General features: G+C 40.3%; 20 protein-coding genes, 3 pseudogenes and 4 CRISPR repeat arrays. Of the genes and pseudogenes, 2 read left to right on the top strand and 21 right to left on the bottom strand.

The annotated features are described in order from the left end of the window. Positions 1–1,754: 1,754 nt before the first annotated feature. From NLX82_RS19990 to NLX82_RS19960, 9 genes and pseudogenes are all read right to left on the bottom strand, one after another. A complete protein-coding gene (locus tag NLX82_RS19990) occupies positions 1,755–1,982 on the bottom strand; it encodes a hypothetical protein (protein WP_044787983.1) in 228 nt (75 codons plus the stop codon). Positions 1,983–2,098: 116 nt separating this feature from the next. Next, positions 2,099–2,212: an IS3 family transposase gene (locus NLX82_RS27815; protein WP_367995893.1), complete on the bottom strand. Its 114-nt coding sequence runs from the start codon at positions 2,210–2,212 to the stop codon at positions 2,099–2,101. 9 nt (positions 2,213–2,221) lie between these two features. After that, positions 2,222–2,986: an IS3 family transposase gene (locus NLX82_RS19985; RefSeq protein WP_483312064.1), complete on the bottom strand. Its 765-nt coding sequence runs from the start codon at positions 2,984–2,986 to the stop codon at positions 2,222–2,224. 76 nt (positions 2,987–3,062) lie between these two features. Continuing rightward, positions 3,063–3,380, bottom strand: coding sequence for a hypothetical protein (locus NLX82_RS19980; RefSeq protein ID WP_254348897.1), 318 nt, complete (start codon positions 3,378–3,380; stop codon positions 3,063–3,065). A gap of 186 nt (positions 3,381–3,566) precedes the next feature. Next, a complete protein-coding gene (locus tag NLX82_RS19975; protein ID WP_254348896.1) occupies positions 3,567–4,976 on the bottom strand; it encodes a transcriptional regulator in 1,410 nt (469 codons plus the stop codon). A gap of 252 nt (positions 4,977–5,228) precedes the next feature. Further along, entirely contained in the window at positions 5,229–5,729 is a 501-nt protein-coding gene (locus NLX82_RS19970; RefSeq protein ID WP_044787986.1) for a hypothetical protein, read from the bottom strand. 622 nt (positions 5,730–6,351) lie between these two features. Next, positions 6,352–6,981, bottom strand: coding sequence for a DUF4367 domain-containing protein (locus NLX82_RS19965; RefSeq protein ID WP_044787987.1), 630 nt, complete (start codon positions 6,979–6,981; stop codon positions 6,352–6,354). 17 nt (positions 6,982–6,998) lie between these two features. Next, positions 6,999–7,319: pseudogene (locus NLX82_RS27810) on the bottom strand (peptidoglycan-binding domain-containing protein); the annotation flags it as partial. Positions 7,320–7,553: 234 nt separating this feature from the next. Next, on the bottom strand, positions 7,554–8,060 hold the full coding sequence (locus NLX82_RS19960; RefSeq protein ID WP_044787988.1) for a hypothetical protein: 507 nt from the start codon (positions 8,058–8,060) through the stop codon (positions 7,554–7,556). Between the two features lie 339 nt (positions 8,061–8,399). Between NLX82_RS19960 and NLX82_RS19955 the strand changes: the two genes are divergently transcribed. Together NLX82_RS19955 and NLX82_RS19950 are read left to right on the top strand one after the other, a co-directional pair. Continuing rightward, on the top strand, positions 8,400–9,287 hold the full coding sequence (locus NLX82_RS19955; RefSeq protein WP_044787989.1) for a ubiquitin family protein: 888 nt from the start codon (positions 8,400–8,402) through the stop codon (positions 9,285–9,287). Positions 9,288–9,810: 523 nt separating this feature from the next. After that, positions 9,811–10,243: a CRISPR direct-repeat array (repeat unit 32 nt; unit sequence GTCGCACTCCATGTGGGTGCGTGGATTGAAAT). 464 nt (positions 10,244–10,707) lie between these two features. After that, positions 10,708–11,008: a CRISPR direct-repeat array (repeat unit 32 nt; unit sequence GTCGCACTCCATGTGGGTGCGTGGATTGAAAT). Between the two features lie 218 nt (positions 11,009–11,226). Further along, positions 11,227–11,673, top strand: coding sequence for a DMT family transporter (locus tag NLX82_RS19950; RefSeq protein WP_254348895.1), 447 nt, complete (start codon positions 11,227–11,229; stop codon positions 11,671–11,673). A 402-nt stretch (positions 11,674–12,075) separates the two neighbouring features. Here the strand turns inward: NLX82_RS19950 and NLX82_RS19945 are convergent, their stop codons facing one another. The 12 genes and pseudogenes from NLX82_RS19945 to NLX82_RS19905 all read right to left on the bottom strand — a co-directional run bounded on the left by NLX82_RS19945 (position 12,076) and on the right by NLX82_RS19905 (position 25,209). Further along, the gene (locus NLX82_RS19945; RefSeq protein ID WP_254348894.1) at positions 12,076–12,897 is read right to left on the bottom strand and encodes a DUF2785 domain-containing protein; all 822 of its coding nucleotides are present in this window, start codon (positions 12,895–12,897) and stop codon (positions 12,076–12,078) included. Between the two features lie 1,034 nt (positions 12,898–13,931). Beyond that, positions 13,932–14,432: direct repeats of the CRISPR family, unit length 32 nt; unit sequence GTCGCACTCTATATGAGTGCGTGGATTGAAAT. A 955-nt stretch (positions 14,433–15,387) separates the two neighbouring features. Continuing rightward, positions 15,388–15,960, bottom strand: coding sequence for a hypothetical protein (locus NLX82_RS19940; protein WP_254348893.1), 573 nt, complete (start codon positions 15,958–15,960; stop codon positions 15,388–15,390). A gap of 323 nt (positions 15,961–16,283) precedes the next feature. Then, on the bottom strand, positions 16,284–16,739 hold the full coding sequence (locus NLX82_RS19935; RefSeq protein ID WP_254348892.1) for a hypothetical protein: 456 nt from the start codon (positions 16,737–16,739) through the stop codon (positions 16,284–16,286). Between the two features lie 89 nt (positions 16,740–16,828). Beyond that, a pseudogene (locus tag NLX82_RS27940) lies at positions 16,829–16,969 on the bottom strand (LysE family translocator); the annotation flags it as partial. Between the two features lie 440 nt (positions 16,970–17,409). Further along, the gene (locus NLX82_RS19930; RefSeq protein ID WP_254348891.1) at positions 17,410–17,691 is read right to left on the bottom strand and encodes a hypothetical protein; all 282 of its coding nucleotides are present in this window, start codon (positions 17,689–17,691) and stop codon (positions 17,410–17,412) included. 1,664 nt (positions 17,692–19,355) lie between these two features. Beyond that, positions 19,356–19,794: direct repeats of the CRISPR family, unit length 32 nt; unit sequence GTCGCACTCCATGTGGGTGCGTGGATTGAAAT. Positions 19,795–19,904: 110 nt separating this feature from the next. Then, a pseudogene (locus NLX82_RS19925) lies at positions 19,905–20,275 on the bottom strand (EamA family transporter RarD); the annotation flags it as partial. Positions 20,276–20,585: 310 nt separating this feature from the next. Continuing rightward, positions 20,586–20,714 carry a hypothetical protein gene (locus tag NLX82_RS27630; RefSeq protein WP_302055906.1) on the bottom strand — a complete coding sequence of 43 codons (129 nt, stop codon included), beginning with the start codon at positions 20,712–20,714 and terminating at the stop codon, positions 20,586–20,588. 376 nt (positions 20,715–21,090) lie between these two features. After that, complete coding sequence (locus NLX82_RS27625; protein ID WP_302055905.1) at positions 21,091–21,219, bottom strand: hypothetical protein; 129 nt, start codon at positions 21,217–21,219, stop codon at positions 21,091–21,093. Positions 21,220–22,802: 1,583 nt separating this feature from the next. Beyond that, entirely contained in the window at positions 22,803–23,138 is a 336-nt protein-coding gene (locus tag NLX82_RS19920) for a YolD-like family protein (protein WP_254348889.1), read from the bottom strand. A gap of 306 nt (positions 23,139–23,444) precedes the next feature. Then, the gene (locus NLX82_RS19915; protein WP_254348986.1) at positions 23,445–23,552 is read right to left on the bottom strand and encodes a putative holin-like toxin; all 108 of its coding nucleotides are present in this window, start codon (positions 23,550–23,552) and stop codon (positions 23,445–23,447) included. 110 nt (positions 23,553–23,662) lie between these two features. After that, positions 23,663–24,052 (bottom strand): hypothetical protein, encoded by a 390-nt coding sequence (locus NLX82_RS19910; protein ID WP_179085968.1) that lies wholly within the window; start codon positions 24,050–24,052, stop codon positions 23,663–23,665. A gap of 14 nt (positions 24,053–24,066) precedes the next feature. Continuing rightward, positions 24,067–25,209, bottom strand: coding sequence for a hypothetical protein (locus NLX82_RS19905; RefSeq protein WP_254348888.1), 1,143 nt, complete (start codon positions 25,207–25,209; stop codon positions 24,067–24,069). Between the last annotated feature and the right edge of the window lie 368 nt (positions 25,210–25,577).

Below are 25,577 nucleotides of genomic sequence, written 5' to 3'. Positions count from 1 at the left end.
ATGGTGCGAATGTGAAGCTCACATAAAAACCCCGGGTCCTTCGCACCTCGAAATTTGTCGAAAAACAACTGAATCAGTTACCTTCAGTAAAAATCAAGGGGTGATCCAGACCTTTTTGGCATCAGTTTTTGCGACAATGTAAGAAATTGATATCATTAGGGTATGAATTACAATATTTTCGCTGTCGCACTCCATGTGGGTGCGTGGATTGAAATAACAAGCTTCCGGATATTAAAAGCAAAATCGCGTGTCGCACTCCATGTGGGTGCGTGGATTGAAATAACTGTTTCAATAGGCTTATAGCCATCTTCGACGTACAGTCGCACTCCATGTGGGTGCGTGGATTGAAATTTACCATCACAAGTGTCAAGCATAGGACTTACTCCGGTCGCACTCCATGTGGGTGCGTGGATTGAAATACGCCTTCAGGCAGCTCTTCCTCGGGCTTCAGCTCCGTCGCGATCTATATGAGTGCGTGGGCTCGTCCCTCTTTTGAAGCTTCCATTCCCGGCCACCCTCTATATGAATGCGTGGACCATGATGGAGCAGCCGTCACCTGGTCGTACGATTGGAGACCGCCGCTTTATCCGAAATAAAGAGGTCCGATAAGTGGAGGAACGGATATTTTATACGATTTGGAAGGTGGCGACGGTTTAGTACACTTCCGTGTGGGTGAGCTGATCTTGTAGCAAAAAAATGATTTTTACTTCCATGGATGCCATAAACACCCGCCGTTTAATGTGAATGTTCTATTATGGTGCGAATGTGAAGCTCACATAAAAACCCCGGGTCCTTCGCACCTCGAAATTTGTCGAAAAGCAACTGAATCAGTTACCTTCAGTAAAAATCAAGGGTTGATCCAAGCTTTTTTGGCATCAGTTTTTGCGATAATGTGAGGAATTGATATCATTAGGGTATGAATTACTGTTTTTTTCGCTGTCGCACTCCACGTGAGTGCGTGGATTGAAATCAAGAAAACATCTCATGGGGTGTACAGGCGGCCAGTCGCACTCCACGTGAGTGCGTGGATTGAAATCTCACTATACCTTGACCAAGGAGTAGGAGTAACAGTCGCATTCCACGTGAGTGCGTGGATTGAAATTTGGGTAGCTATTAGAGTTGCTAAACAGATGGCTTCAGTTGCATTCCCTCTGTTTAACTATGCTACTGGTTAGCTTAATGACGCATCATTAGTCTAATACTTTATTGTCTTATAACAGCAACAACATTAAGTACCAATAAGCAGCCCCTTGCGGCAATCAGAAGGGGTTCATACCATAAGGAACCCACAACTCTCTTTTTTACTCAAACGAACAGAGAGTAACGTTACCAATGCACAGAAAAGCCTAATGGACCACTAGAAGCGACTTCTAGTGGTCCATTAGGCTTTTGTTCTCATACCCACTCAAATCTGCATATTCAGCTATGTACTCTCTAGCCTGATCAAAAGAATCTTGCTTCAGAAATCGAATTGTATCGTCGAAAAACCATATCCCCATGAATCACTAAATACGGATTAGGGGTCCCTATGGCATAAATCACTTGCTGCTTGGAAGGCCTATCGTAAAGGGGGCTGCAGTTTCTAATCGTGAACCCATATATACATTTAAATTATCGCTGATGTTTGGCCAACTTTTAACCTCTTCACTACTTGAATTAAGCTGTATGATCGAATAATCGTATTTCCGATGACTGGCTGCTTAAACTTGAAAGGTGTTTTGATCCCTGTCTCACAAATGCGGGTCAGTCCCCCCTTACCCAGCAGAGTCTTTTACATCTACTCTAAATTCAAACTGGTTCCGTATGTAATAAGCTCCGGCAATCTTGACCGAATCAGGCGAGAACTTTTCTATAGTGCCACCATAGTCTACAACCGACACCATATCCTCACTCAACGACTGAACAACGTACACTCTTGCTTGCCTTAATGCAGCTGCAAATAGTTCTATATCAGACTTTAACACTTTATATGTATGATTCATGCGATCACCTCGATAATTCTTTCGCTGAACGGTGTAATAATTCCTTTAATAAAAAAGTCCCCGCCGACCAATTATGAATTGACCCCAAAAAGTTAGACACAGACAGACTTAGGCTGCTACAGAGGACTGAATGCGTATTCTACCGGCGTCAGTCCTCTGAGCTTTTGTTTGGTTCTTCGATAGTTGTAGTAGTGAATATATTGATGTAGTTCTTGAATGAAATGTTCAATGGATTCAAATTATTGAATATACAGAAGTTCCGTCTTTAAGATTCCAAAGAAATTCTCTACCACGGAGTTATCCAGGCAGTTCCCTCGGCGTGACATACTTTGTGTGACTCCTCTCCCAGAGAGCATATACTGGTAGCGCTTTTGTTGATATCGCCACCCTTGATCAGAGTGCAGAATGAGATTGTGTTGCTCTGGTAACTTCCCTAAGACCTTTTCGAGCATCTCTGTGACCATAGAGAGAGTCGATCTTCTAAATATGGTATAGCAGATGATTTCACGGGTATATAGATCCATAATTGGAAACAGATATATCTTTTGTCCAAACAAGTGGAATTCCGTCACATCAGTAACCCATTTCTCATTAGGCACCATCGCATTAAAATCTCTCTTCAAGACATTTGGAGCTATTTTTCCTTCGGCTCCTTTGTATGAACAGTTTTTCTTCCTACGAACCATACAATGAAGCCCTAACTCCTTCATTAAGCGCTGAACTGTCTTATGATTGATTGGAGTGGTTTTGTAAATCTCCCTGGTCATGGTTCGGTATCCTGCTCGACACTTTAATTCATCATTAAATACACGCTGCATTTCTGTTTTCACATCGGCGTACTTATCAGGCTTGTTCCACTTTTTCACGTGATAATAGTAAGTGCTTCGAGGAATGCCTGCAATCTTGACAAGCTCTTTGACGTTAAATTCATGCCTTAGCTCGTAAATCACAAGAGCTTTGTCGTCGTTTATAATGAGTTTTTTTCCTGAACTAAGGCATTCAATTTTTTTAAGTACGTTACCTCCATACGAAGGCGTTGGTTTTCCTTAATCAGCTCGTCTATAACACTTTCATTTGCCTTCAGTTCTTTCTGTGGCTCTTTACTAGCTGTACGTCCTCGTCGCTCCATATAGAGTCCTTCAGGGCCTTCATTTCGATAAATGCGCTCCCAATTCCGAATGGATCTATTTGCATATCTTCTAATATGTACTGCTTTTGTTCTCCATTAAAAGTCCTGTGTGTTCCCTTATTGATCAATCCCGCAGCTCCATGCTTGGAGTATGCAGCTACCCATTCATTAACCGTACATGGTTCATTCGCTGCTTCGTTCTCGGACAGCCCTCCCTTAAGTACATCTATAGCAACTTTTATTCGTATTTCTTCGCTGTATTTGACCATAAAGTAAAATCCGCACCCTTTCTTCTTAGAGGATTATATCATGTGTCTAAGGTTTGGGGTGCGGTTCAATTAAGGTTAGCGGGGATTTGCTTTACTTACGTTTAAGCACCGCCAACTTGGTCAAACAATTGTACCATTTGGCTATGGTTATTCGACTGAACAGGTATAGTACCAATAAACAAAAAGCTAGCTGCGATGATTAGCAGTACCATTTTCTTTAACATTATCTAACCACACCTTTTCAATAAATTTTGAGAATTTTTCCATTGTTTCAGGAGCCGCATGAGTACGGAAATGCTCAAACAGCCCTATACAGTTTATATAATAACTCTCATTATTTAGTGTATGATAACTTACCATTGAATACATCAAGTATTTGAAGCCATCGTCGTATGTACCTCGATGTAAATGATAATACGCTAATTCATAACTCAAACGTGCATACTGTTCTGGTATAACTTGTTTCGTATACATATCAGATGACGACTGCTGCACAAAAGAATCAATAATCATTTCAAACCGTTTAAGTATATCATTCACGTCTAACTGGTGCCGATTAGCAGCAAGTATTAAGTTCAACAGTTTAGTAACCATTTCATTATCGACTTTTGAGGCAGCAATGTATTCTACATAATCCGGAAGTACACTTATCTCCCCAGACAGGAGTGTATTAACATAAATATTGCATTCTGCCCAGTTTTGGAACGAGCCAATCCAGTGTTGGGTGGCCTCGTCCGTCTCTTTGACCCAATCTAAATCAGCGTAGGCATATGTATATTGTAGAGCTTGTTGATAATCGCTTTTGGCTTCACAGACACTTGCACACAACAGATCAGCATAGGAAATATATACAAACAACGGGCGACTTAGCTTATTGACAGACTCATCCCGCTCTCGACTCCGTTGTTCATGTTTCATTGAATATTGGATTTCTGCCTTGGCTCTCATTTTCCTCGCCATTTCGTCAACCTTGTCCCATTTACGCAAAGACCTGTATACATTAGCCAAATCCTTCAACGCATCAAGCTGGTCACTTTCATCCAGCCGTTCGACAAAAGCTTCAAACACCGCTGCCGCTCTAATGTTACGACTTTGATCGTCTCTAATTTGAATCTTGAATATGCGATATTGACAGATGGCCAGGCGTTCAGAGTGTTGATATTTCTCCGCTTCAGCTACTCCCTCATAGAGTATCAATGCCGCTTCTAGTCGTCCCTGCGCCAACAATTTTTCTGCAATTTCAAATAGTTTGGGCGAATACAGTAGATTATCCATGATAGCTCCCACCACTCGACGGATTGCATCCAACTTGTCCAACTCCGCACAGCGAAACAAAAACGGCTCGATTCGCCTCATATTGGGAGGATGATCGATGATGTAGTTTTCTATAAACAGATCGTAAAACTCCCCTTCTGGTAAACCCATAGCCTCAGTGATTAGGTCAAGCTGGTTAACAGACATTGACTTATTCCCTGTCACTATAGCACTTACTATTCCCCTATTCATGCCTGCAAGTTGTCCAAATTGCGCTATGCTTAAACCCTCTTGTTGTATGTATCTGTCTAATTCTGCTCGAATCGTAGGTGTATGCTTCATGTCATATCCACCCCTCGCATAGAAATTCCAGTATTTTATAATCATTTACTATTTTTGTCCAGTAATTAACAGTTGTCAATATCTTTTTTGCGAATCATGCGGAAAAGCCACGTTTGTCATAAGGCCACCTCTATAAACAAAAAAACACCCCAGCGGCACAAAGCCAGCAGGGTGTTATCGATCATTTGGATTACAATCACCACCCCCAACAAAAAAGCGAGCCTCATTGGCTCGCTTTCCCAGCAATTATATTTAAAAATTCGTATTAGTACTAGTCCGAACTCCGAGCTTTCCAGACATGGAACCAGAACCACTACTTAAACTAACATAAAATTTCCCTGCGGACCATGCCTTGCTTGAATTTAATATTTCATCGAATGTTTTACCAGGTTTTACTGTTCCACTGTACTTTTCCGCACCAGATACACTTCCCTGATTCACAGTAAAAGTTATAGTAGTGTCTCCTGTGTTTCTCAAGTACATTCTTACATATCCATATCCTGGTTTAATGTCAAAATCAGCAGAATCATTAAATCCAGCTACTGGACGATCGACAATTTGTCCATCAGTAGCTTGTGGAGTAATGACATGGTCACCAGTAGGTGTTTTACCAGCATCTTGATTCACCGCAGACGATGTTGCAGAATCCGTTACAGTAACTTCTGAGTCTGCAAAAATCGCACTGGGTACAGCAATAGCTCCCCCAATTAGACCTAGTGCCAAGGCTGGTGCAATAAAATGTTTTTTCTTCACAGATTATTCCTCCTATATTTGTATATTAAACTACCTCCTCATACTACTAAAAGATTCCATGTTTTTTATTTTCATTACAAAATAATCATATTATTGTTTAATAAATCCATATTTATCAATCAACTAGCAAGATTATTATGTGTTTTTACAGCTCATCCTTTTGAAGCTTTATATCCAACTCAATCAGACGATCTAAGTCCTGTACCGTCTGCATTTTTATATTTCCAGCCTGCAGGTCTTTGACCCACTGAGCTATACCAGCCTTAACAATCTTCCGGTACTGCGCCTTGGATTCGAGGATTCCCTCGACGATCTCTATCTCACGTTGTAGTAGTGCATTTTGTTATTCGTTGTCTGTTCCCGTTGTCGTATCCCTCGGCTTTCCTAATGACTTCCCAGCACACATAATAAAATGAAGCGCCAAGCGTAGTGTGAAATTCTGGATTCGGATTGTTGCATATTAAACACTGTCCTTTACAGGACTCTTTATTTTTCCTGTCTCCACAGCATGAAACAAGGACGATCCCTCCTTAACTGATAATGATAGGCTGCGAGGATGACTTGTAAGATGTAACAAAAAAACACAAGCAATATGCCTGTGCTTTTTTCGTAGCTTATCTTGTTACTCTTGAATTTTTTTTGTAATTTCCATCAATTCGTCAAGATTTCCGTTAGAAGCAGAAACGGTATAGAAGTGATCTTTCGTAATCAAATGAACAACTTTTCTAGCTTGTCCGTCAACATAAATAGCAGTATGGTCGTTGATTTTAGTCGACTCGACCTTTTCTTCTTTATACGATTCTTTCAAACTATCAATAGTAGCCTGTTCGCCCATTTGGGATTCGGTTTGAATGACCATAATTTCAGTACCATCAGTTCCACGATATGACTGTCTAATGACCAGTCCATTATCGCCTTTTAAAGCTGTTGTGTTTAATGGTTTCAAACTGTGTTTGTCAGCCGCTGCCGTTTTAAGCGAGGTTCCCTGCGCTAGATTAGGAATATGGATGTCTTCTTCTGGTACATCAGATATGTTTATAAGACCCTCGATATCACCAGAGCTTTCAACCACTGTCTCTGCTGGTGTTTCAGTTGGCGCTTGTGCTGATGAAGTATCAATTGCTTCTGCTTTCTTCTCCACAGGAATCTGTGTTGGTGTTTCTGATTCAGCAGCATAAGAATTATATACAAATGCACCGCTACCTATTACGAGTGCGCCACCTAAAGCCATAGCAACTAATTGTTTTTTCAATTTAAACCCCTCCTAAATTAATATACTCTACCTGAAGTAACAGTTCTATTGTTACTCTTGTACATAACGCTATATCTTAAGTCTGAACTTCCACTATAAAACACCCAATAAGTCGAACTATCAGGGGTAGATAAGAAGAAAGATTTGCCTGGTACTTCAACAGTGACATTATAATTCATTCTGCTCCAAGTTCCCGAGCCAGCTACTCCATCTGCTGTTAGTCCTTTATCCCTTTGAAAAGATTCGAGTCCTGATTTCACACCGCTACCAAGACTTCCATCAATTGTTCCTACGCTGCCCTGATGTCCATACGCCCATAAATTTGCTTGCAGTGCTCTAACGTATCCCCCGCTGTCACCTTGTCGTAGAGTAAGAAACCACTAAATCACTGGCGGCACTTGCTATACTTGCAAGTCCGAGACTACCTACTAACCAACTATCATCTGCAGGTGTCATTCTACATTGTAGCGACTCTTTCCCGCCACCACATTCAAAACTGTAGAAGACACTCAAAAAAGGCCGACACGATGGCCGACCTCCTTACTGCATCTAAATAACAATAGCGTGATTAATTACAGTTCTCCTCGTGAACTGCCTATACGGACGAAAAGATCGCCCTTCATGTATGCTTTACCCGAGGTAAGAGCTACATAATACTTATTAGCACCAGGCCAAGCGTTTGAACTAATTTCACTATAAGTGCGACCAGGTTCTACAGTTCCAGACATCATTTGTTTACCTGTTTCTGCGCCTTTGTTTACCGAAAAATTAATTGGCTGCTTACCGTCATTACGTATCCATACTTTAACATAGCCATAACCTGCGGGTATATCGAAATTTTCTGTAAGTTCTGTGTTGCGGAGAGTTCTATTAACCACCGATTTAGTGGCATAAGGACTAATAACTCGATCTCTCGCTTTTGGTGTATTCACATCGGCCGATGTGTTTGCAGCTTGAACTACTGGCGCTGGGTCCACAGTAGCTGAATTTATACTATTGATAACTGAAGAAGTACAACCAGTTAACGATAATACAGCAGCTAAAGGCAAGACAGCGAAGAAAGGAGTCATTCTACCCATATTACAAACCTACTTTTTTCAATTTCAAAAATTATTTCATATAATACTATTATAAGGTTCATTTTGTAATTTTCCAAGAAGGATTGGCAATCCCCTTAGCTTAGATCCTCTTCTAGATGCCGTGGCCTCTCACTGAAAGGTTTCCCCTCTAGAATAGCACATGCAGAATTGAACCTCGCAAGGGTTCTGACCAAGCTATTCATGTTTCCGCTGGTTAACTGATTCCTTGCGGCCTGCATGTGTCATAAAGCGCCGGAATAATCCGGGGAGTGACTCTGGATATTGCTAAACTAAGTTACAAAGTCTATTAACCAATAATTTTAAAGGAAGTTGAATGTAATGAAACATAAAAAGTTGCTGATCGTTGGGGCTGCACTGAGCATTTTTAGTGGGGCTTTTTATATAAATTCCCTTTCTGCCGAGATTCCTACTGAGCTCATCCAAACCAAGCTTTCTCAGCAAGGAGTATCCATTTCAAGCATTAGTGCTCAACAGGAGGACTTAAAAGTGGAAACGAAATCAGTTTCTAATTCTGGGAAAGCTACAATTGATGACATTAAAGCGATTCGCGCGGTTCGAAATGAAGTACGGAGTGGAATCAACGGAATCAATGAAATCAAAAATATTGATTTAGCTATTAAAGGTGCAAATGGAAAAACGATTTATGATGCTGTTTCTAATGATGTTACTCATATCCCAGACTTTTCGAAAAAAATCCAAGGTTCCCTGGAGTCGGTAAAGGTCCTGGAAGCTGTATATGGAGAACTTCAAGGAAACGGTATGGATGTAAAATCGGTAGATATTACAAATAGCGTTATTGGTGGAAAGCTGACAAAGATTGTGGTTGCAGCGGATATCTCCGAGATCAATAGCCTGGTTCCTAAAATTGAACAATGGATAAGGGCGTTAAATGACGCTAAAGACAGCAGTGGTATTTCTCAATACGATCTGACTATCAATGGTAAAGATAATGAAGTATTATTCTATTTGACAGCAGATTTAGTGTATCGTGATTTTTATTGGTGGCAATCAGATGCTTTAGGCGGTGAAACTTGGACGAACTCGGGACCTGAAAGTGAGAAGTCTGCTAACAGTAAAGACAAAGTAAAGGCAACACTTCAAAAAGGAATTACTGCTGAACCATCCAGAGTAGATAATAACGGTTTGGAAGAGCCCCAAAAAAGAGATAAAGATCATACAGTATCTCGAAAAGGTGTTCCTCATTAAAACGGGGAACGCTTTCTGACTAAAATAATTCATAACATACTGTTGTGCGCTACAATGTAGATTAGAAGACCTTTGGATACGTTGTTTTTTCTGTCGCACTCTATGTAAGTACGTGGATTAAAATATTTGCTGTCATCAGGCTGTCGCCCTTTTTTTGTTTTGTCGCAGTATGAGCACATGGATTGACGCACAGCTCACTGAGAGGAACACGGGAAATTCTTGAAGACGGAACTGTATCCGTCCTGGTTTTATTGTCCCATTCCATTTTTAGATTCGGCATCTGTACGTGTAGAAGCTAATATCACACTGTTTTAGGATCTTGTAAAATTAATAGATATTTCTGGTGCGAATGTGAAGCTCACACAAAAACCCCGGGTCCTTCGCACCTCGAAATGTATCGAAAAGCAACTAAATTAGTTACCCTCAGTTAAAGTCAATGGTTGATCCAAGCCTTTTTGGCATCAGTTTTTGCGCTAATGTAAGGAAATGATATCATTAGGGTATGAATTACTGCATTTTCGCTGTCGCACTCCATGTGAGTGCGTGGATTGAAATCCTTGGGTAGCCTGCGTAAATGTAGAGTTCTCTATGTCGCACTCCATGTGGGTGCGTGGATTGAAATATTTAAATATCCTCCTTGTACGATATCGTGATACTGTCGCACTCCATGTGGGTGCGTGGATTGAAATTACTATGTTGCTGATTGATTATCTTCTTTTGAAAGTCGCACTCCATGTGGGTGCGTGGATTGAAATAAACACCCCTGGATAGTAAATAATCAAAGTTATTTTGGGTCGCACTCCATGTGAGTGCGTGGATTGAAATCTTTACTTGCGACAATGCTTCCGTTGCTACTTCCGGTCGCACTCCATGTGGGTGCGTGGATTGAAATGCTCTTTATGACATTGACGAGCAAAGATCCGAGTCGTACTCCATGTGGGTGCGTGGATTGAAATCACACCATTGATATTAAGAAAAATGTATGTACACAGTCGCACTCTATATGAGTGTGTGGACCATGATGGAGTAGCCGTCACCTGGTCGCGATTGGAGAGTGCCACTTTATCCGAAATAAAAAGGTCCGATAAGTGGAGGAACGGATATTTTATGCGATTTGGAGGGTGGGCGACGGTTTAGTACACTTCCGTGTGGGATGAGCTGATCTTGTAGCAAAAAGATGATTTTTACTTCCATGGATGCCATAAAAACCTGCCGTTAGATAATATGAATGTTTTATTATGGTGCGAATGTGAAGCTCACATAAAAACCTCGGGTCCTTCGCACCTCGAAATGTGTCGAAAATCAACTCAATCAGTTACTTTCAGTAAAAGTCAATGGTTGACCCAAGCCTTTTTAGTATCAGTTTTTGCGATAATGTGAGGAATTGATATCATTTGTGTATGAGTTACTGAATTTTCGCTGTCGCACTCCATGTGGGTGCGTGGATTGAAATTTTTTCGTAGAGGTTGTAGGAGATATATCTCCTACGTCGCACTCCATGTGGGTGCGTGGATTGAAATTTCTTATGATGGTGGTCATGTATTTGAAGTAGGTGAGTCGCACTCCATGTGGGTGCGTGGATTGAAATGATATCCTCTGCTTGGGTAATCCAGTCTTATCAGCGTCGCACTCCATGTGGGTGCGTGGATTGAAATTGTCTCTACCTTATGTGTCTGCATTGACGATCTCGTCGCACTCCATGTGGGTGCGTGGATTGAAATAATCCTAGCTAATAAATGTCGCAATAGCCGCATTAGAGGTAGCTACTGCTGCAAAGTAGGCCAGTCCCATTTTCATTATTCTACTTACCTCACTTAAAACGAGAAAAATGCCAGCACGTTATGAAATTGTATCCGTGATGCTCGTGATCATTGGAATCTTTATTACGGCGACTCATGGCAATATCTCCTCTCTGCACGTTTCAGGAGAATCCTTGTTTTTGGCGATATTATCTGCTTTATGTTTTTCTGTTTATAGCATTCAATCACAACCGTTAATGGAAAAATTAGACACCCTACTCCTTACAGCATGGGGGATGCTTCTAGGCGGAGGGCTTTTATGCATTGTCTTTAAACCCTGGGAATTGAAGCGCACAATTAGTCTTAACGCATATGTTGCTCTGGGTGTCGTTATTTTATTTGGTACAATTCTGGCCTATATCTTATTTTTGGAGGGAATCAAGCGAATTGGTGCTACGAAAGGAAGTCTTTTAGCTTCGATTGAACCAGTAGTAGCCACGGTACTATCTGTTGTATGGTTGAACGATAAGTTTCAAATGATTGATTTATTGGGCTTTGCTCTGATTCTCTCAACAGTCTTTGTCATATCCAGGGTTGCAAAGCGTGAACCAGAAGTGCCGACGGATCAACTAAAGAAGGATACTTAGAGAAAATAGTCAGGGAGCCACTTTGACCCTCTGATATTTCCCTTGACCAAGTAGGAGCTTGCTTCCAAAAATGTCTTTCTCCTTGCGGTATAGTTCACTGCTCATGATCTTAAACTATTCTGCCTGCTAGCTTAATGTAAAACGGAGCAGCTGCTGACAGCAAACTGCTCCGTTTAAATTTAAAATAATGCGTCCCAATCGTCTAATAATTGCCGCATATAAAAAATGAGTTCTTCGATGACAGAATAACTTTACGTCTTGAACAATGGAGATTTATCTGAACCACCAATCAAATCAACTGTGAACAATATGGAGATGAAGTGTCCTCTGTGGGCTATTGTTTTTACTGCACTTGACGTGAGACGAACAAGTGAGAGGGCGTTCCCCTCACTTTATTCTTAACTAGGAATAGTATACTTGTTCTACTTTATATAATGTATGCTCGATAGTTGGACAAAGTTCGGCATCTACTTTGTGAAATTTAACTCGAAAGTATAAACTTTTCAAGAAGTTCTTTATATTATTTTTTTGCTTAAAGGCATGAAGGAATTCTGGATTTTTCTCCACGTCACCAAAACTTTGGATCCATTTCTCCACATAGGTCTGACTAAGTATTTTTCTATTTAAAACACTAATTACGGATTTCACCATTCTTTCATCTTCCCCATCGGAGTAAACTCGATCTGTAACGGTCATCTTTTCATAAACTAAATCGAGGATGGTTAAAAGGTCTTTTTTGTCCAGTTCGGAACATTGGGCCAAATCGTCCAAAGCATCTGCTGCATGAGCTATGGCATGAGCCCATCCTTTTTCTTCATCATACCCACGGTAATCTCGCTCCTTATGTATATTATAAAATACTTTCTCTTTGATCTGATGAATATGCTCTCTTGAGAGAAACGGTAATTCCCTATGCCTCATAAGGAGAAGTGGTATAACTAGCATAGAGAATGATCTAGTGAAGACAGAGTCTGTATTTATTTCACCAAGCCTGAAAAGCAAATGGTTTTTATCCAAAACAACGGGTAGGAGTTGTTCCAGTTCGTTTGCAGTTAGAGCATTACCAGGAATCCAATTGGATAAGGTTGTATAAATTAGTTCATCACGTAATTGGGCATCTAAAGAACCGATGTTATTCATCATCCCTTGTATCAATTGGGATGTATCAGAAGGAGCTTGGTAGTCATTTGCTTTTATCAATATCAACTTTTCTTTTAGATTCATTTTACACACTCCTACTATATTGCTATTAATTCTTATTCATCTCTATTTTAGTAACAATCCAAGCTAGTTCATGTATTAACTGAACATCATACTTTGAGCACCTTTGTAATAGTAAGGAAATAACGAGCCTCCGGGCGATTTCACACTACACACTATGAATTCCACCTTAAAATCACCAGCTAATCGGATCGATTTCATAAATCGAAAGCCTGGAGATGACTATCAGGGGACGAAGATTTTTAGTCACTGTAATAAAGGATTTGCCGCTCTAATAGCGAGAAATAAGTAGTTCCTGCCCTTAATAATTTTTCACTCACTCTTTTCTCTTAATTTAATTACTTGAATAAATACATTCTCCACATATATACCTTTCCCCTTTTGCATGTTGAACTATCCTGCCTGTTAGCTTAATGAGCTAAAGTAACTTATTTAAATGTATATCTAATCGGTAATCGGTACAAGTTCTTATCCTTCGCTCGAGACAAAAACTTGTACCGATTTCAATGAGCCGTGTTCTTGTACCTCGACAACTTGACTTTGATCGGAACAAATTCTGCCTCTTGAATAGGGTGCGTTTGACTGTGTAAGAAGAACTTATCCTTTGGGTAGACCCGTCTCACCGTAAATAGTCACTGTATAAGCGCCTGAACGAACAAGTGGCATACTATGATTAAAACATCAAGTCGTTCGCTTGCTTCACTTAGGGTAACCTATCAACAGGATACCAACTTTTTGGCGTTGGATGGATAACTGGATTTTTAGACTTATACTTATCATGCATTAATCTTATTGACCCTTCTGCATCCATTCGGTTAGCTGTTTTTTTCTTGATTATAGATTAGCAGCTATACCTGGTGCGAATGCCAAGCTCACATGATTTCCCCGAGTTATTCGCACCTCAGAATTTGTCGAAATCGCATTGAATGTGAACAAGACCTGAACTTTAATCAGTGATTTTAGTATAATCTAGTTACCATACTTACTGTTGTACGCTACAATAGAGATAAAGGCTCTTGGATACGTAGTTTTTTGCTGTCGCACTCTATATGAGTGCGTGGATTGAAATCTAACAGTGCTCAAAATTTCGTCCGTATTTTTACGGTCGCACTCTATATGAGTGCGTGGATTGAAATGCTTCGCTCCGGTTCCGCACCGTTCACCTCACCTTGTCGCACTCTATATGAGTGCGTGGATTGAAATTGTTTGTTCCGGTGTGGCTTGCCCTTTGAACGAAGTCGCACTCTATATGAGTGCGTGGATTGAAATGACTATGCGTTGCTCTGTGGCTTTGGCTTGGTCGTCGCACTCTATATGAGTGCGTGGATTGAAATCATTTAGCTATTACTTCATCCCTGGTCATGGTTGCGTCGCACTCTATATGAGTGCGTGGATTGAAATTTTAGCCAGCGCCCGAATCTTTGGCAAGCTAGGAGACGTGTCGCATTCTATATGAGTGTGTGGATTGAAATATTGAGAACAAACAAGTCTCTTCATTGCGGCTGCGTCGCACTCTATATGAGGGCGTAGATTGAAATACAAAGCAGGCCGTCAAGCATCATGTCTGCAATAGTCGCACTCCATGTGAGTGCGTGGACCATGATGGAGCAACCGTCACCTGGTCGTACGATTGGAGAGCGCCGCTTTATCCAAAATAAAGAGGTCCGATAAGTGGAGGAACGGATATTTTATGCGATTTGGAGAGTGGACGACGGTTTAGTACACTTCCGTGTGGGATGAGCTGATCTTGTAGCAAAAAGGTGATTTTTACTTCCATGGATGCCATAAACACCCGCCGTTAGATATGTGAATGTTCTATTATGGTGCGAATGTGAAGCTCACATAAAAACCCCGGGTCTTTCGCACCTCGAAATTTGTCGAAAAGCAACTGATCAGTTACCCTCAGTTAAAGTCAATGGTTGATCTAAGCCTTTTTGGCATCAGTTTTTGCGATAATGTGAGGAATTGATATCATTAGGGTATGAATTACCACATTTTCGCTGTCGTCGCACTCCACGTGAGTGCGTGGATTGAAATATGACCCAGAAGGAAAACAATTTCCTGCTTTATCTATTAAGTTCTGTATTTTTCTACGCAAAAAAACCTGTCATTTCGACAGGTTGAATAATCATCAAATGTGCAGCGCCAAAAATATGGAGCGCCTCATTTCTGTTAAAGAAGTCCAGGAGGATGTCCTGCCGGCTCCAACCTATTCTGGGCGGTTGTTCCCTGAGAGGTCACTGCACAATTATATATACGCCTATTAAGGGCTAATTCCTTCTAATACGGTACCAGTTACCACAAATACTTTATAGAAGCCTTTCTAAGCTCCACATTAGACTTAGAGGTTAACTGGTACTACGGTATTTTAGCATGTTGCTCAAAAGTGGTAAAAGCCTATTTATTGAACTAGCGTTCCTCGTTAGCGCAGCAATATTTTCAATTCGTGTTATGAAATCTCTTCGCAACAATGGTGCTATAGTATCCCTTAAATTATTTAAATGTATTTTTGATCGGAGGACTGTCACTGTAGTTTATTATTTTAATCCCAAAGTTTGTTTGTAATTGTTCGGCAGAGAGTGGTGTAGCATCAGTAACGATCACGTTTGGGCGTTCACTATAAGTTTCGATATATTCTATTTGTGGTTTTTCAGATACCGAGCCGTCTGGATCACCCATAAAATATGTTGCAGATCCGTAATTGTAATATATCTCAATTTCCGAATCAATCCTATCGGGTTTGATGATTGAACGTATATTAATATCACTCAATATAGTGATCCTACGCGTTCCACTTTTTAAATGTTCATTCCACCGTCTAATCTTACCGAATCCCCCTGCGTCCGTAGAAATGTTAGAAAAATCGCAAACAACGGTATCACTTACGTCATATTTTTTTCCGTTCATTTCATATTTTAATTCAAACGGAAATTCACCGTGTTTTATGGTTGGTGGTAAAGGATCAAGAATGTTTCCTGCCCAAATTATTAACCCTATGATGAGCAACGGTGGCAGTACAAAGATGCCGGCGATTTTGGCTATCAAACGATTTGCAGATTTTTGCATATATTCTCTGTCTCCTAGAGTAATTCAAATTAATATCATACACTTTTGTATTTTTATTAAATTTTTCCAAGCACGTACAGTATCGATAATACTCATTACCTAAATTAGACACTCAAATTGAACTATTCTGCCCGTTAGCTTAATGAGCTAAAGTAACTTATTTAAATGTATATCTAATCGGTAATCGGTACAAGTTCTTGTCCTTCGCTCGGGACAAAAACTTGTACCGATAAAATAAAAAAGCCGCTAAAATAGCGACATTCAATGGGACATGTTCTTGTACCTCGACAACTCGACTTTTGGTAGGAACAAATTCTGCCTCATCAATATGGTGCTTTTGACTGTGTAAGAAGAACTTGTCCTTTTGGTAGACCTGTCCCACCGTAAATAGTCACTGTATAAGCGCCTGAAGGAACAAGTGGCATATTATCATTATTTACAAGTTCTACTGTTGCCTCTGCTGCAACGCTTGCATTAAAAATAACCGTATTCTTGCTGTTGTGCTGTACTTCGACCCTAAAAGAGTGTGCTCCAGTATTTTTTGCATTAAGTTTAATATGTGGATATCCAACTATCACAGAATAATCTTTTTCAGGGTCCACTTTATCACCCGCTAAATCCCAAGTTAGTGTATCTTCGAGTGCATCAGGACTGCTTTCGAAGATTCCATATTCTTCTTTGGATTTTAAATCAACATTATTTTTCAAGGAACTTGAAACGCCAATAATAAGTAAAATAGATGCAGTGGGAGCAATAATCTTCATAACTTTGTTTTTCATTTATGTAACCTTCCTCTCAATGAACAGATTTCAACTAGCGTTCTACGTTAGCTTAGCGAACTACATATAAGAATGTGTGTTATTCATGTTTAATAAGGAGCCTTTATACGAAGTAACTTTAATCCTAATCCGATAAAGATTACGCTGGTAATTTTATTTAAACAAAAGCCAACTCTTTAGTTTGTTTTAATTTTTCTTATAACGTATGATGAAAAATATGCAATAAACAAGTACTATAACAAACCGCTATGAGCAAAATACCCTAGTATGTACTCTGTCCAGTTAGTATCAACATTGTAGTTTAAATAATATTGGCATCTTTCCTTAAGTTTCTCACTACTAGGAAATCTATCTTCACAAACAAAATGTGTAATACCCTTTTCGCTTTTTGTCACATTCCCCCTTACATAGACAGCATCTGGAGCAATACTCCCAATTAAGAAACTAAGAAGATGGAGTACGTGAGCAAAGTTCTAAAGCTGTCGCTAAATGGACCATCGGATAAGGCATTCTTGATAAGCTCCTTAGTTAAGAAAATCATTCGATGAGCTGTACACCTGCATACTATAACATATTGAAACTAACCCGCCTATTAGCTGAATAGACTGCCGAATCATGCCGGAAGTCTTATAAATTATTTGAACTATCGTCTCCCATTAAATCAATAAATTTATGCGTAATATCCACCCTTAGAAGGGTATTCGTTATGTTCAAGAAAGTGCTTATATATTTTTCCAAATACTCTGTTGGCCATAGCTTGAGATTGGCTGATATTCTTTAGTCTAACTACTTCACTGATGGGTGCTTCCATCGATATTTCCCCACCTATCAACTTAGGTAGATCAATCTCAAAAATTCCATCTAAATCACTCAAGCAATTTCCAAATCTATACTCAGCAACGGTTCCTCTTATTTTAACTAACTCGTAGTTTAAACAAATAGCCATTCTCATACCCTCACCTTAAAATAATATAGTCACAAAAACAAAAGTTTCCCATTAGCATACGAACAACCTCAATAGCCGACAAATGGCCAAATGTTGTCCGGTATCCGCCAGCATGATCTATTCTGACCTTACTCCTTTTTCGGATTACAGGCATCCTTCCATCCGGAAAAATGACATTAGCGTACCGGTTCATGATGCGGCTTACCTTCTTCAATTCTGGTCCACAGCTTTTCGTAATTACGAGGTTAGGACTAGGCCAGGCTATTCCCCCCGGACTAGTCTACTTAGATGCTTTTTGAAATCATTGCAATAGTTTTAACCCTTATTTTATATTGTAGCTCCAAAAAAATAAAAATATTATATTGCGTTACGTAGAGAGGCGATATCCTAATACTGCTTGTATCTATTAAAAAATATATCCCATTCTAACCATTAAACGTTAAGATGTTCGCTTGCTTCACTTAGGTTAACCTATCAATAGGATACTAACTTTTTTGCGTTGGATGGATAACTGGATATTATAGACTTATACTTATCATGCATTAAATCTTATTGCCCCTTCTGCATCCACTCGGTTAGCTATTTTTTTCTTGATTATAGCAGCTATACCTGGTGCGAATGCCAAGCTCACATGATTTCCCCGAGTTATTCGCACCTCAGATTTTGTCAAAATCGCATTGAATGTGAACAAAACTGAACTTTAATCAGTGATTTTAGTATAATCTAGTTACCATATTTACTGTTGTACTCTACAATAGAGATTAGAAGGCTCTTGGATACGTAGTTTTTTGTTGTCGCACTCTATTCGAGTGCGTGGATTGAAATCATGTAAGAAAAGACAATGAGCATGGACCATATCGCAAGTCGCACTCCATGTGAGTGCGTGGATTAAAATTGACCGTTGAATGTGCCTGACGCGAACCGTTTGGTCGCACTCCATGTGAGTGCGTGGATTGAAATTCTGCCATATATGCTTGGATAAGGACCGCATTAGTCGCACTCCATGCGGGTGCGTGGATTGAAATAATGCAGCTCTCAGTAGAGCTGTGCCTTTTCTCCGCTCGTCGCACTCTATATGAGTGCTTGCTCAGTTCTTTAATTATGAGTGGTCGCCCCACGTGAGTCCGTGGATTAAAACGTTGTTATCCGCTTAATTTTTATGCGATTTTTTACGTCGCACTCCATGTGGGGGCGTGGATTGAAGTAATAAGCTCGTCCCTCTTTTGAAGCTTCCATTCCCGGTCGCACTCTATATGAATGCGTGGACAATGATGGAGCAGCCGTCACCTGGTCGCACGATTGGAGCGCCGTTTTATCCGAAATAAAGAGGTCCGATAAGTGGAGGAACGGATATTTTATGTGATATGGAGGATGGGCGACGGTTTAGTACACTTCCGTGTGGGATGAGCTGATCTTATAGCAAAAAGATGATTTTTACTTCCATGGATGCCATAAACACCCGCTGTTAGATAATGTGAATGTTCTATTATGGTGCGAATGTGAAGCTCACATAAAAAACCCGGGTCCTTCGCACCTCGGAATTTGTCGAAAAGCAACTGAATCAGTTACCTTCAGTAAAAATCAAGGGGTGATCCAGGCCTTTTTGGCATCAGTTTTTGCGACAATGTGAGAAATTGATATCATTAGGGTATGAATTACTACATTTTCGCTGTCGCACTCCATGTGGGTGCGTGGATTGAAATTCCACTAATTCAGTCATTGCATTATATGCGTTTAAGTCGCACTCCATGTGGGTGCGTGGATTGAAATACTATAGAAAGACTCTGCTCAATAATGTCGTAGTCAAAAGTCGCACTCCATGTGGGTGCGTGGATTGAAATCGCCAATCATACACACGCTGGCTAAACTCTTCGATAGTCGCACTCCATGTGGGTGCGTGGATTGAAATCCTTAGAAATAACAGAGAGAAAGCGACGCATTCGGTCGCACTCCATGTGGGTGCGTGGATTGAAATTTGCCGACTTCGAATTTCATAGTAGTTAGTTCCCCGTCGCACTCCATGTGGGTGCGTGGATTGAAATCAATTGCGAGGGCCAAAACACTAGCAGAAGAGAATGTCGCACTCCCTGTGAGTGCGTGGATTGAAATGCTTGTTTAGGCTGGGTTTACGTGGGCCGTATTTCGTCGCACTCTACATGAGTGGTGGATTTTGAAATCTGTGTATTGCAATCCAGTCTAACCGGAAACGTAGCCGCACTCTATGTGGAACGTGGATTGAAATTGCTGTAGAGAGAAGTAAACACCCAACTGGCTGGCAATGAGCGCGAGGCCGATTCCTTAAACACGAATACGCTCTCAGAAACAACATGATCGTCGGCCCAATGTACTGTACGAATCCGGGCCTGGACAACGAGATCCGGGTGGCTACCCGGGCAAAAAAGAGCAGCGCCAGCGACGTTACCACGGTGCCAAAATAGATCCTGGGCAGGATTACAGCCGTTTCCGACAGCAAGCCTACAGAATCGTCTTGTCCGATCTTCTTCTTTGCGAGGCCGTACAAACCAAACGACACGGCCAGCGAGATTGCGACCCACGGGAACCGCCCGTAGTCGATGGCGATGATAATTACAAAAGTCAAAGTAGAAAGTGGAAATTCACGTTTAATAGAACCAATAAAATTAAGTACGTGGTCGCTGTGCCGAATTCAACTCAATATTTGGATCGCTACACTTTGTCCCCAGGAAAAAGTTTTGGGACGTAATAAAAAGTGCTTACATAAATAAGCAGACATTTCATCCTCATGAATTTGTACTATAATGGATATAAATAAAAGTAGCCGCGATGTTAGCGCATCACAGCTACCGACAAAGGCCGGTGGGCAACCACGACGAGAATTTCATACGGATACGAAAAACCACTGGATAGCTAGGTTCCCAAACCTATTCCCGATGGTTTTTCTTGTCTCGCCCTTGCTTGTAGACGTTGACTAACGTAATTAGGCCAGTTGTAATACCGACCAGCTTCAGTACAACATCCAAAAGCTTCAAACACAATCCAAGAGACGACACGGCAGCACCCCCTCTCGGGTTGCTTAGCCCGTGTCATTCCTCGCCCACCTTACAGCGATTGCGTGACGATGGCGATGATAATTACAAAGTCAAAGTAGAAAATGGAAATTCACGTTTGATAGAACAATAAAATTAAGTACGTGGGCGCCGTGCCGAATTCAACACTTTGTTTCCAGGAAAAAGTTTTGGGAAGAATAAAAAAACGTCTGACATAAATAAGCAAACATTTCATACTCATGAATTTGTGGTATAATGGATATAAATAAAAGTAGCCGCGATGTTAGCGCATCACGGCTACCCGACAAAGGCCGGTGGGCAACCACGGCGAGAATTTCATACGGATACGAAAAACCACCGGATAGCTAGGCTCCCAAACCTATTCCCGGTGGTTTTTCTTGTCTTGCCCTTGCTTATAGACGTTGACTAACGTAATTAGGCCAGTCATAATACCGACCAACTTCAGTACAATATCCAAAAGCTTCAGACACAATTCAAGATACGACACGGCAGCACCCCCTTTCGGGTAGCTTCGCCGTGTCTTTCCCCACCGGTTACCTTGTCCTATTAATTATAGCATAAACGCGACACTCGGAAATAGAATAGAAACAGCAGAAGCGCCTCGAATTTGGTTCGCTCTGCTGTTTTTCAAGATTCAGGAGTCCCTCTGACGCAGCTTACTAAAGAAAATGTTTATCTTGTGGTATCGCCCGCCTTGCAGCGTCTGCGTGATGGATTGGTACACGCTAAATTGTACAAAACGTGAAGTTTAATCAGAGAATTTAGTATAATCTAGTTACCATACTTACTTCTGTGCGCTACAATAGTGATTAGAAGATCTTTGGATACGTTGTTTTTTGCTGTCACACTCTATGTGAGGGCGTGGATTAAAATAATTGCTGTCATCAGGCTGTCGCTCCTTTTTTTATTTTGTCGCAGTATGAGCACATGGATTGACGCATAGCTCACTGAGAGGAGCACGGGTAATTCTTGGAGACGGAACTGCAAACGTCTTGGTTTTATTGTCCCATTTCATTTTTAGATTCGGCATCTGTACGTGTAGAAGCTAATATCACACTGTTTTAGGATCTTGCAAAACTAATAGATATTTCTGGTGCGAATGTGAAGCGCACATAAAAACCCTGGGTCTTTCGCACCTCGAAATTTGTCGAAAAGGAACCAAATTAGTTGCCCTCAGTTAAAGTCAATGGTTGATCCAAGCCTTTTTGGCATCAGTTTTTGCGATAATGTGAGGAATTGATATCATTAGGGTATGAATTACTGCATTTTCGCTGTCGCACTCCATGTGAGTGCGTGGATTGAAATTTATGTCCCGGTCAATACCGATGAAGGCCATAAAAGTCGCACTCCATGTGAGTGCGTGGATTGAAATTTTTTATACGGCGCAACATGATTTGATTATTAAGTCGCACTCCATGTGAGTGCGTGGATTGAAATGTCAATAACCCGAGCCATCAGGATCGGGCGGTGGGTCGCACTCCATGTGAGTGCGTAGATTGAAGTAATAAGCTCGTCCCTCTTTTGAAGATTCCATTCCTGGTCGTACGATTGGAGAGCGCCGCTTTATCCGAAATAAAAAGGTCCGATAAGTGGAGGAATGGATATTTTATGCGATTTGGAGGGTGGCGACGGTTTAGTACACTTTCGTATGGGATGAGCTGATCTTGTAGCAAAAAGGTAAGTTTTACTTCCAGGGATGCCATAAAAACCTGCCGTTAGATAATGTGAATGTTTTATTATGGTGCGAATGTGAAGCTCCCATAAAAACCCTGGGTCCTTCGCACCTCCAAATTTGTCGAAAAGCAACTGAATCAGTACCTTCAGTAAAAATCAAGGGTTAATCCAGGCCTTTTTGGCATCAGTTTTTGTGACAATGTAAGAAATTGATATCATTGGGGTATGAATTACTACATTTTCGCTGTCGCATTCCATGTGAGTGCGTGGATTGAAATCTCATACGCCAGTCGTGCCCGTTTGGTGTGTGCGGGGGTCGCACTCCAAGTGAGTGCGTGGATTGAAATAATTAATCTACCTTAATTATATAGGGGCGCATGACGTAAGCAAGAGATTTTAAAAATTTGTCGATATAATATCCTCCAGCTTAATCCAACTAAAATCATCCTCACCCCGAAACAGTTTTACTTCGCGTCTGGCGGTGTTAATTGACGTAACTACACCAGTCATAACCGTGTCGTCAAACGGGCTAAATACGGTCACGCTGATAGGCTGGCGCGAGTTGTAGGACTCTATTAGCGCCTGCTCAATTAACTGTACCTCTTGGTCATCCAACTCCGGTTTCCCACGGCGCTGGCGATCCTGCATGAGCTTTAAATAAGCCTCTTTATGTTCTGGTATGATAATGCGGCTGCTTTCCCACAAGCCATTACCTTCTAATTTTTTAGACATTTATGTAGCCTCCTGATGTGTTATGTAGAAATTATATCCCGAACATATGTTCCTTACAAGAAATTATTATTGGCAGCAAGACAAAAAAATAAACCTCGGAATACTCCGAGGCTTGGTAATTTTAGATAACATTTGACTATAGTCAAAAAAGGCAACCCCATTGCCTGAATAAAATGGATATGCTAACATAAGAATAGAAAAAGGGATCGGCCACAACCGATCCCGACTGCACGACTAACCGCTATAAGAGCGGTCGGCTGTAGTTTGGGTCAGTGAAATAGACCGTTTACCTTTGCAGAGGGCGGTCTATTTCTTTTGGTTCAATGCAATAACAATTGTAACGATTAATCCGATTAGCGCTACTAATAGCGTACCGAACATCATCATTAATGTCAGAGCATCCTTAACCTCCACAGGCATCACCTCCCTTCCGGGAGATTAGCCGACCGCCTTATATAGCCGTTTTGTCGCACAATCCAGATTATACCACAAAAAAGCTCTAGGTAGGTCTGGAGACTTTACTTTTATTTTTCCATTAATTCATTGAATATTTCTCTATCTTCGGAAGTAAAGTCGGAAATCCGTTTCTTTTGCTCGTATGTGTTGGTACTTGAATCCAATTTGATGAAGCCATTTTCCCCAACCACATATACGATATTTTTTTTTATCTTATATGACACAATATTATCAACAGCTTTTTCCGTTGGAGCAGCAAGATGATTATAAAGTATTAAACAGTTGTCCCGCCCCCCTCTCAAAATTTGAAAAGTCCCGTCACCAAAATATTCTACGGTATCTTTGCCATCTGGGTATTTATAGTTCGTATTATCCGCAAAATTTACTAGAAAAATTATAGTAGTAGTTATAACTAGTAGAGAGACCAAGATCAAAATAAAGATATATCTAAACTTCATCTGCAATTCACACCTCACTTCCAGGCTTTTCTTGTATCAGTTACTGTTACATAAGACGTATACTCATTGAGTGTTCCCCATGATTCCATTATATTTGTTAGATTGGCCGCAGCCCAACCGAGTTTGTTGTTCCCAGTAAACATTCGTTTAAAATTAAACTCGAAATTATATTTATCATAATATATTGTAGTAATTTTCCATTGCCCGTCAACGTAATCCCCATTTATTTCATAATACATGTTGTGAAAAGCATTATATAAATCTCTATCACTTTCTAATTGCGCAGATCCATTATAAGAAAAACTTTTAACTTTTTTACCATTAGCTTTTTTGACGTCATCATTAACTATTGCGATGTGATCTTTAGATTTTTTAACTTGCTGCGCCTCATATGACCACTCGTTAAAGTGTAAATTTCCTGGTTTGTAGTCAAGTGAATGTTTAAGTAAATTGGCTGTGATGTCCCCGTACTTCTTTCGAGCTATAGGAACAGCTACTAATGCAAATGCTTTACGATCAGGATAATGTATTACAGTGTCTGTCGAATCTTTTACCTTCTCTACGCCTCGTACCCAAGTCTTTTCTAGTTCTACCATAGGATTTTCAAACGGAAAAGTAATATTTCCTGCATACACTAACATATTCTTACTATATGCACCTTCCAGTACTTTTTGCGAGACATCAGACTGATCCTTTTCTCTTGTTTCCTTAGGTTCTACCTGAGGACTGTATTGAATTTTTCCCAATTGATCTTCTTTTTGTTTTAAAACAAGTTCAAACTCAAGGATCTCTTTGCTGGTATCAATCTGTTCTTGATACTTATCTACATAAGCGTGTGTAAACGTAATATCTCGGATTGTGTTTTCATTTCTAACGATTTGGATATTACATTTGCGATAGTAATCCTCAGTATCAGGTTCATATTCTGTGTTTGCCCATGTATACAGCATGTTGGAATTATCCGCATTGTCTACAACTGAAGGAAGCGAATGAAGCGGAATTTTGCTTCGAATATGTAGCGAATGATTCAAGTTTGGAGACTTAGCTGAAAGCTTTATGGAACTATTATTCTTATAAGTAAAGCCAATGATTTCACCTTTTACAAACTCGATTGGTTCACCACCGGATTTGCGTTCTATTTTCAATGAAATGCTCATTGAAATAATCTCCTCTGTTAATTTAATCTAGTTTTGTAGGAAATATTTGTGAAAAAATAATTTCCAAATATTAATATATACGAAAAATATTAAATAGTAAACATATTTTCAACATGGTAAAGGACGACAATAGAGTTTCGTAACCTCGGCAAATTATATGAAGAAGCTAAAACGAAATATATGCTAGCTAACACAGACCTATTAGAAACATAAAAGCTCTGCCGACCAATTAAGGTTAGCAGAGCTTTTTACTAATGATGATATTGGAAAGGAAGCTTCAGCATTTAAGACACGCTAAATCCCCTTAAAATTCCCCCCTAATATAAAATCTAACCCATAAAGAATCAAGTTTATATTAGGTAGCTTTA

This window comes from Paenibacillus sp. A3M_27_13, assembly GCF_024213315.1.
GTDB classification, from domain to species: domain Bacteria; phylum Bacillota; class Bacilli; order Paenibacillales; family Paenibacillaceae; genus Paenibacillus; species Paenibacillus polymyxa_B.
This window is presented reverse-complemented; position numbering and strand designations above follow the sequence as displayed.

Bases quoted from the DNA above. Each gene is read 5' to 3' on its own strand.
- NLX82_RS19960 (WP_044787988.1), bottom strand. From the start codon at position 8,060: ATGGGTAGAATGACTCCTTTCTTCGCTGTCTTGCCTTTAGCTGCTGTA.
- NLX82_RS19945 (WP_254348894.1), bottom strand. From the start codon at position 12,897: ATGAATCTAAAAGAAAAGTTGATATTGATAAAAGCAAATGACTACCAA.
- NLX82_RS19975 (WP_254348896.1), bottom strand. From the start codon at position 4,976: ATGAAGCATACACCTACGATTCGAGCAGAATTAGACAGATACATACAA.
- NLX82_RS19940 (WP_254348893.1), bottom strand. From the start codon at position 15,960: ATGCAAAAATCTGCAAATCGTTTGATAGCCAAAATCGCCGGCATCTTT.
- NLX82_RS19930 (WP_254348891.1), bottom strand. From the start codon at position 17,691: ATGAGAATGGCTATTTGTTTAAACTACGAGTTAGTTAAAATAAGAGGA.
- NLX82_RS19955 (WP_044787989.1), top strand. From the start codon at position 8,400: ATGAAACATAAAAAGTTGCTGATCGTTGGGGCTGCACTGAGCATTTTT.
- NLX82_RS19905 (WP_254348888.1), bottom strand. From the start codon at position 25,209: ATGAGCATTTCATTGAAAATAGAACGCAAATCCGGTGGTGAACCAATC.
- NLX82_RS19990 (WP_044787983.1), bottom strand. From the start codon at position 1,982: ATGAATCATACATATAAAGTGTTAAAGTCTGATATAGAACTATTTGCA.
- NLX82_RS19980 (WP_254348897.1), bottom strand. From the start codon at position 3,380: ATGGTCAAATACAGCGAAGAAATACGAATAAAAGTTGCTATAGATGTA.
- NLX82_RS19920 (WP_254348889.1), bottom strand. From the start codon at position 23,138: ATGTCTAAAAAATTAGAAGGTAATGGCTTGTGGGAAAGCAGCCGCATT.
- NLX82_RS19935 (WP_254348892.1), bottom strand. From the start codon at position 16,739: ATGAAAAACAAAGTTATGAAGATTATTGCTCCCACTGCATCTATTTTA.
- NLX82_RS19910 (WP_179085968.1), bottom strand. From the start codon at position 24,052: ATGAAGTTTAGATATATCTTTATTTTGATCTTGGTCTCTCTACTAGTT.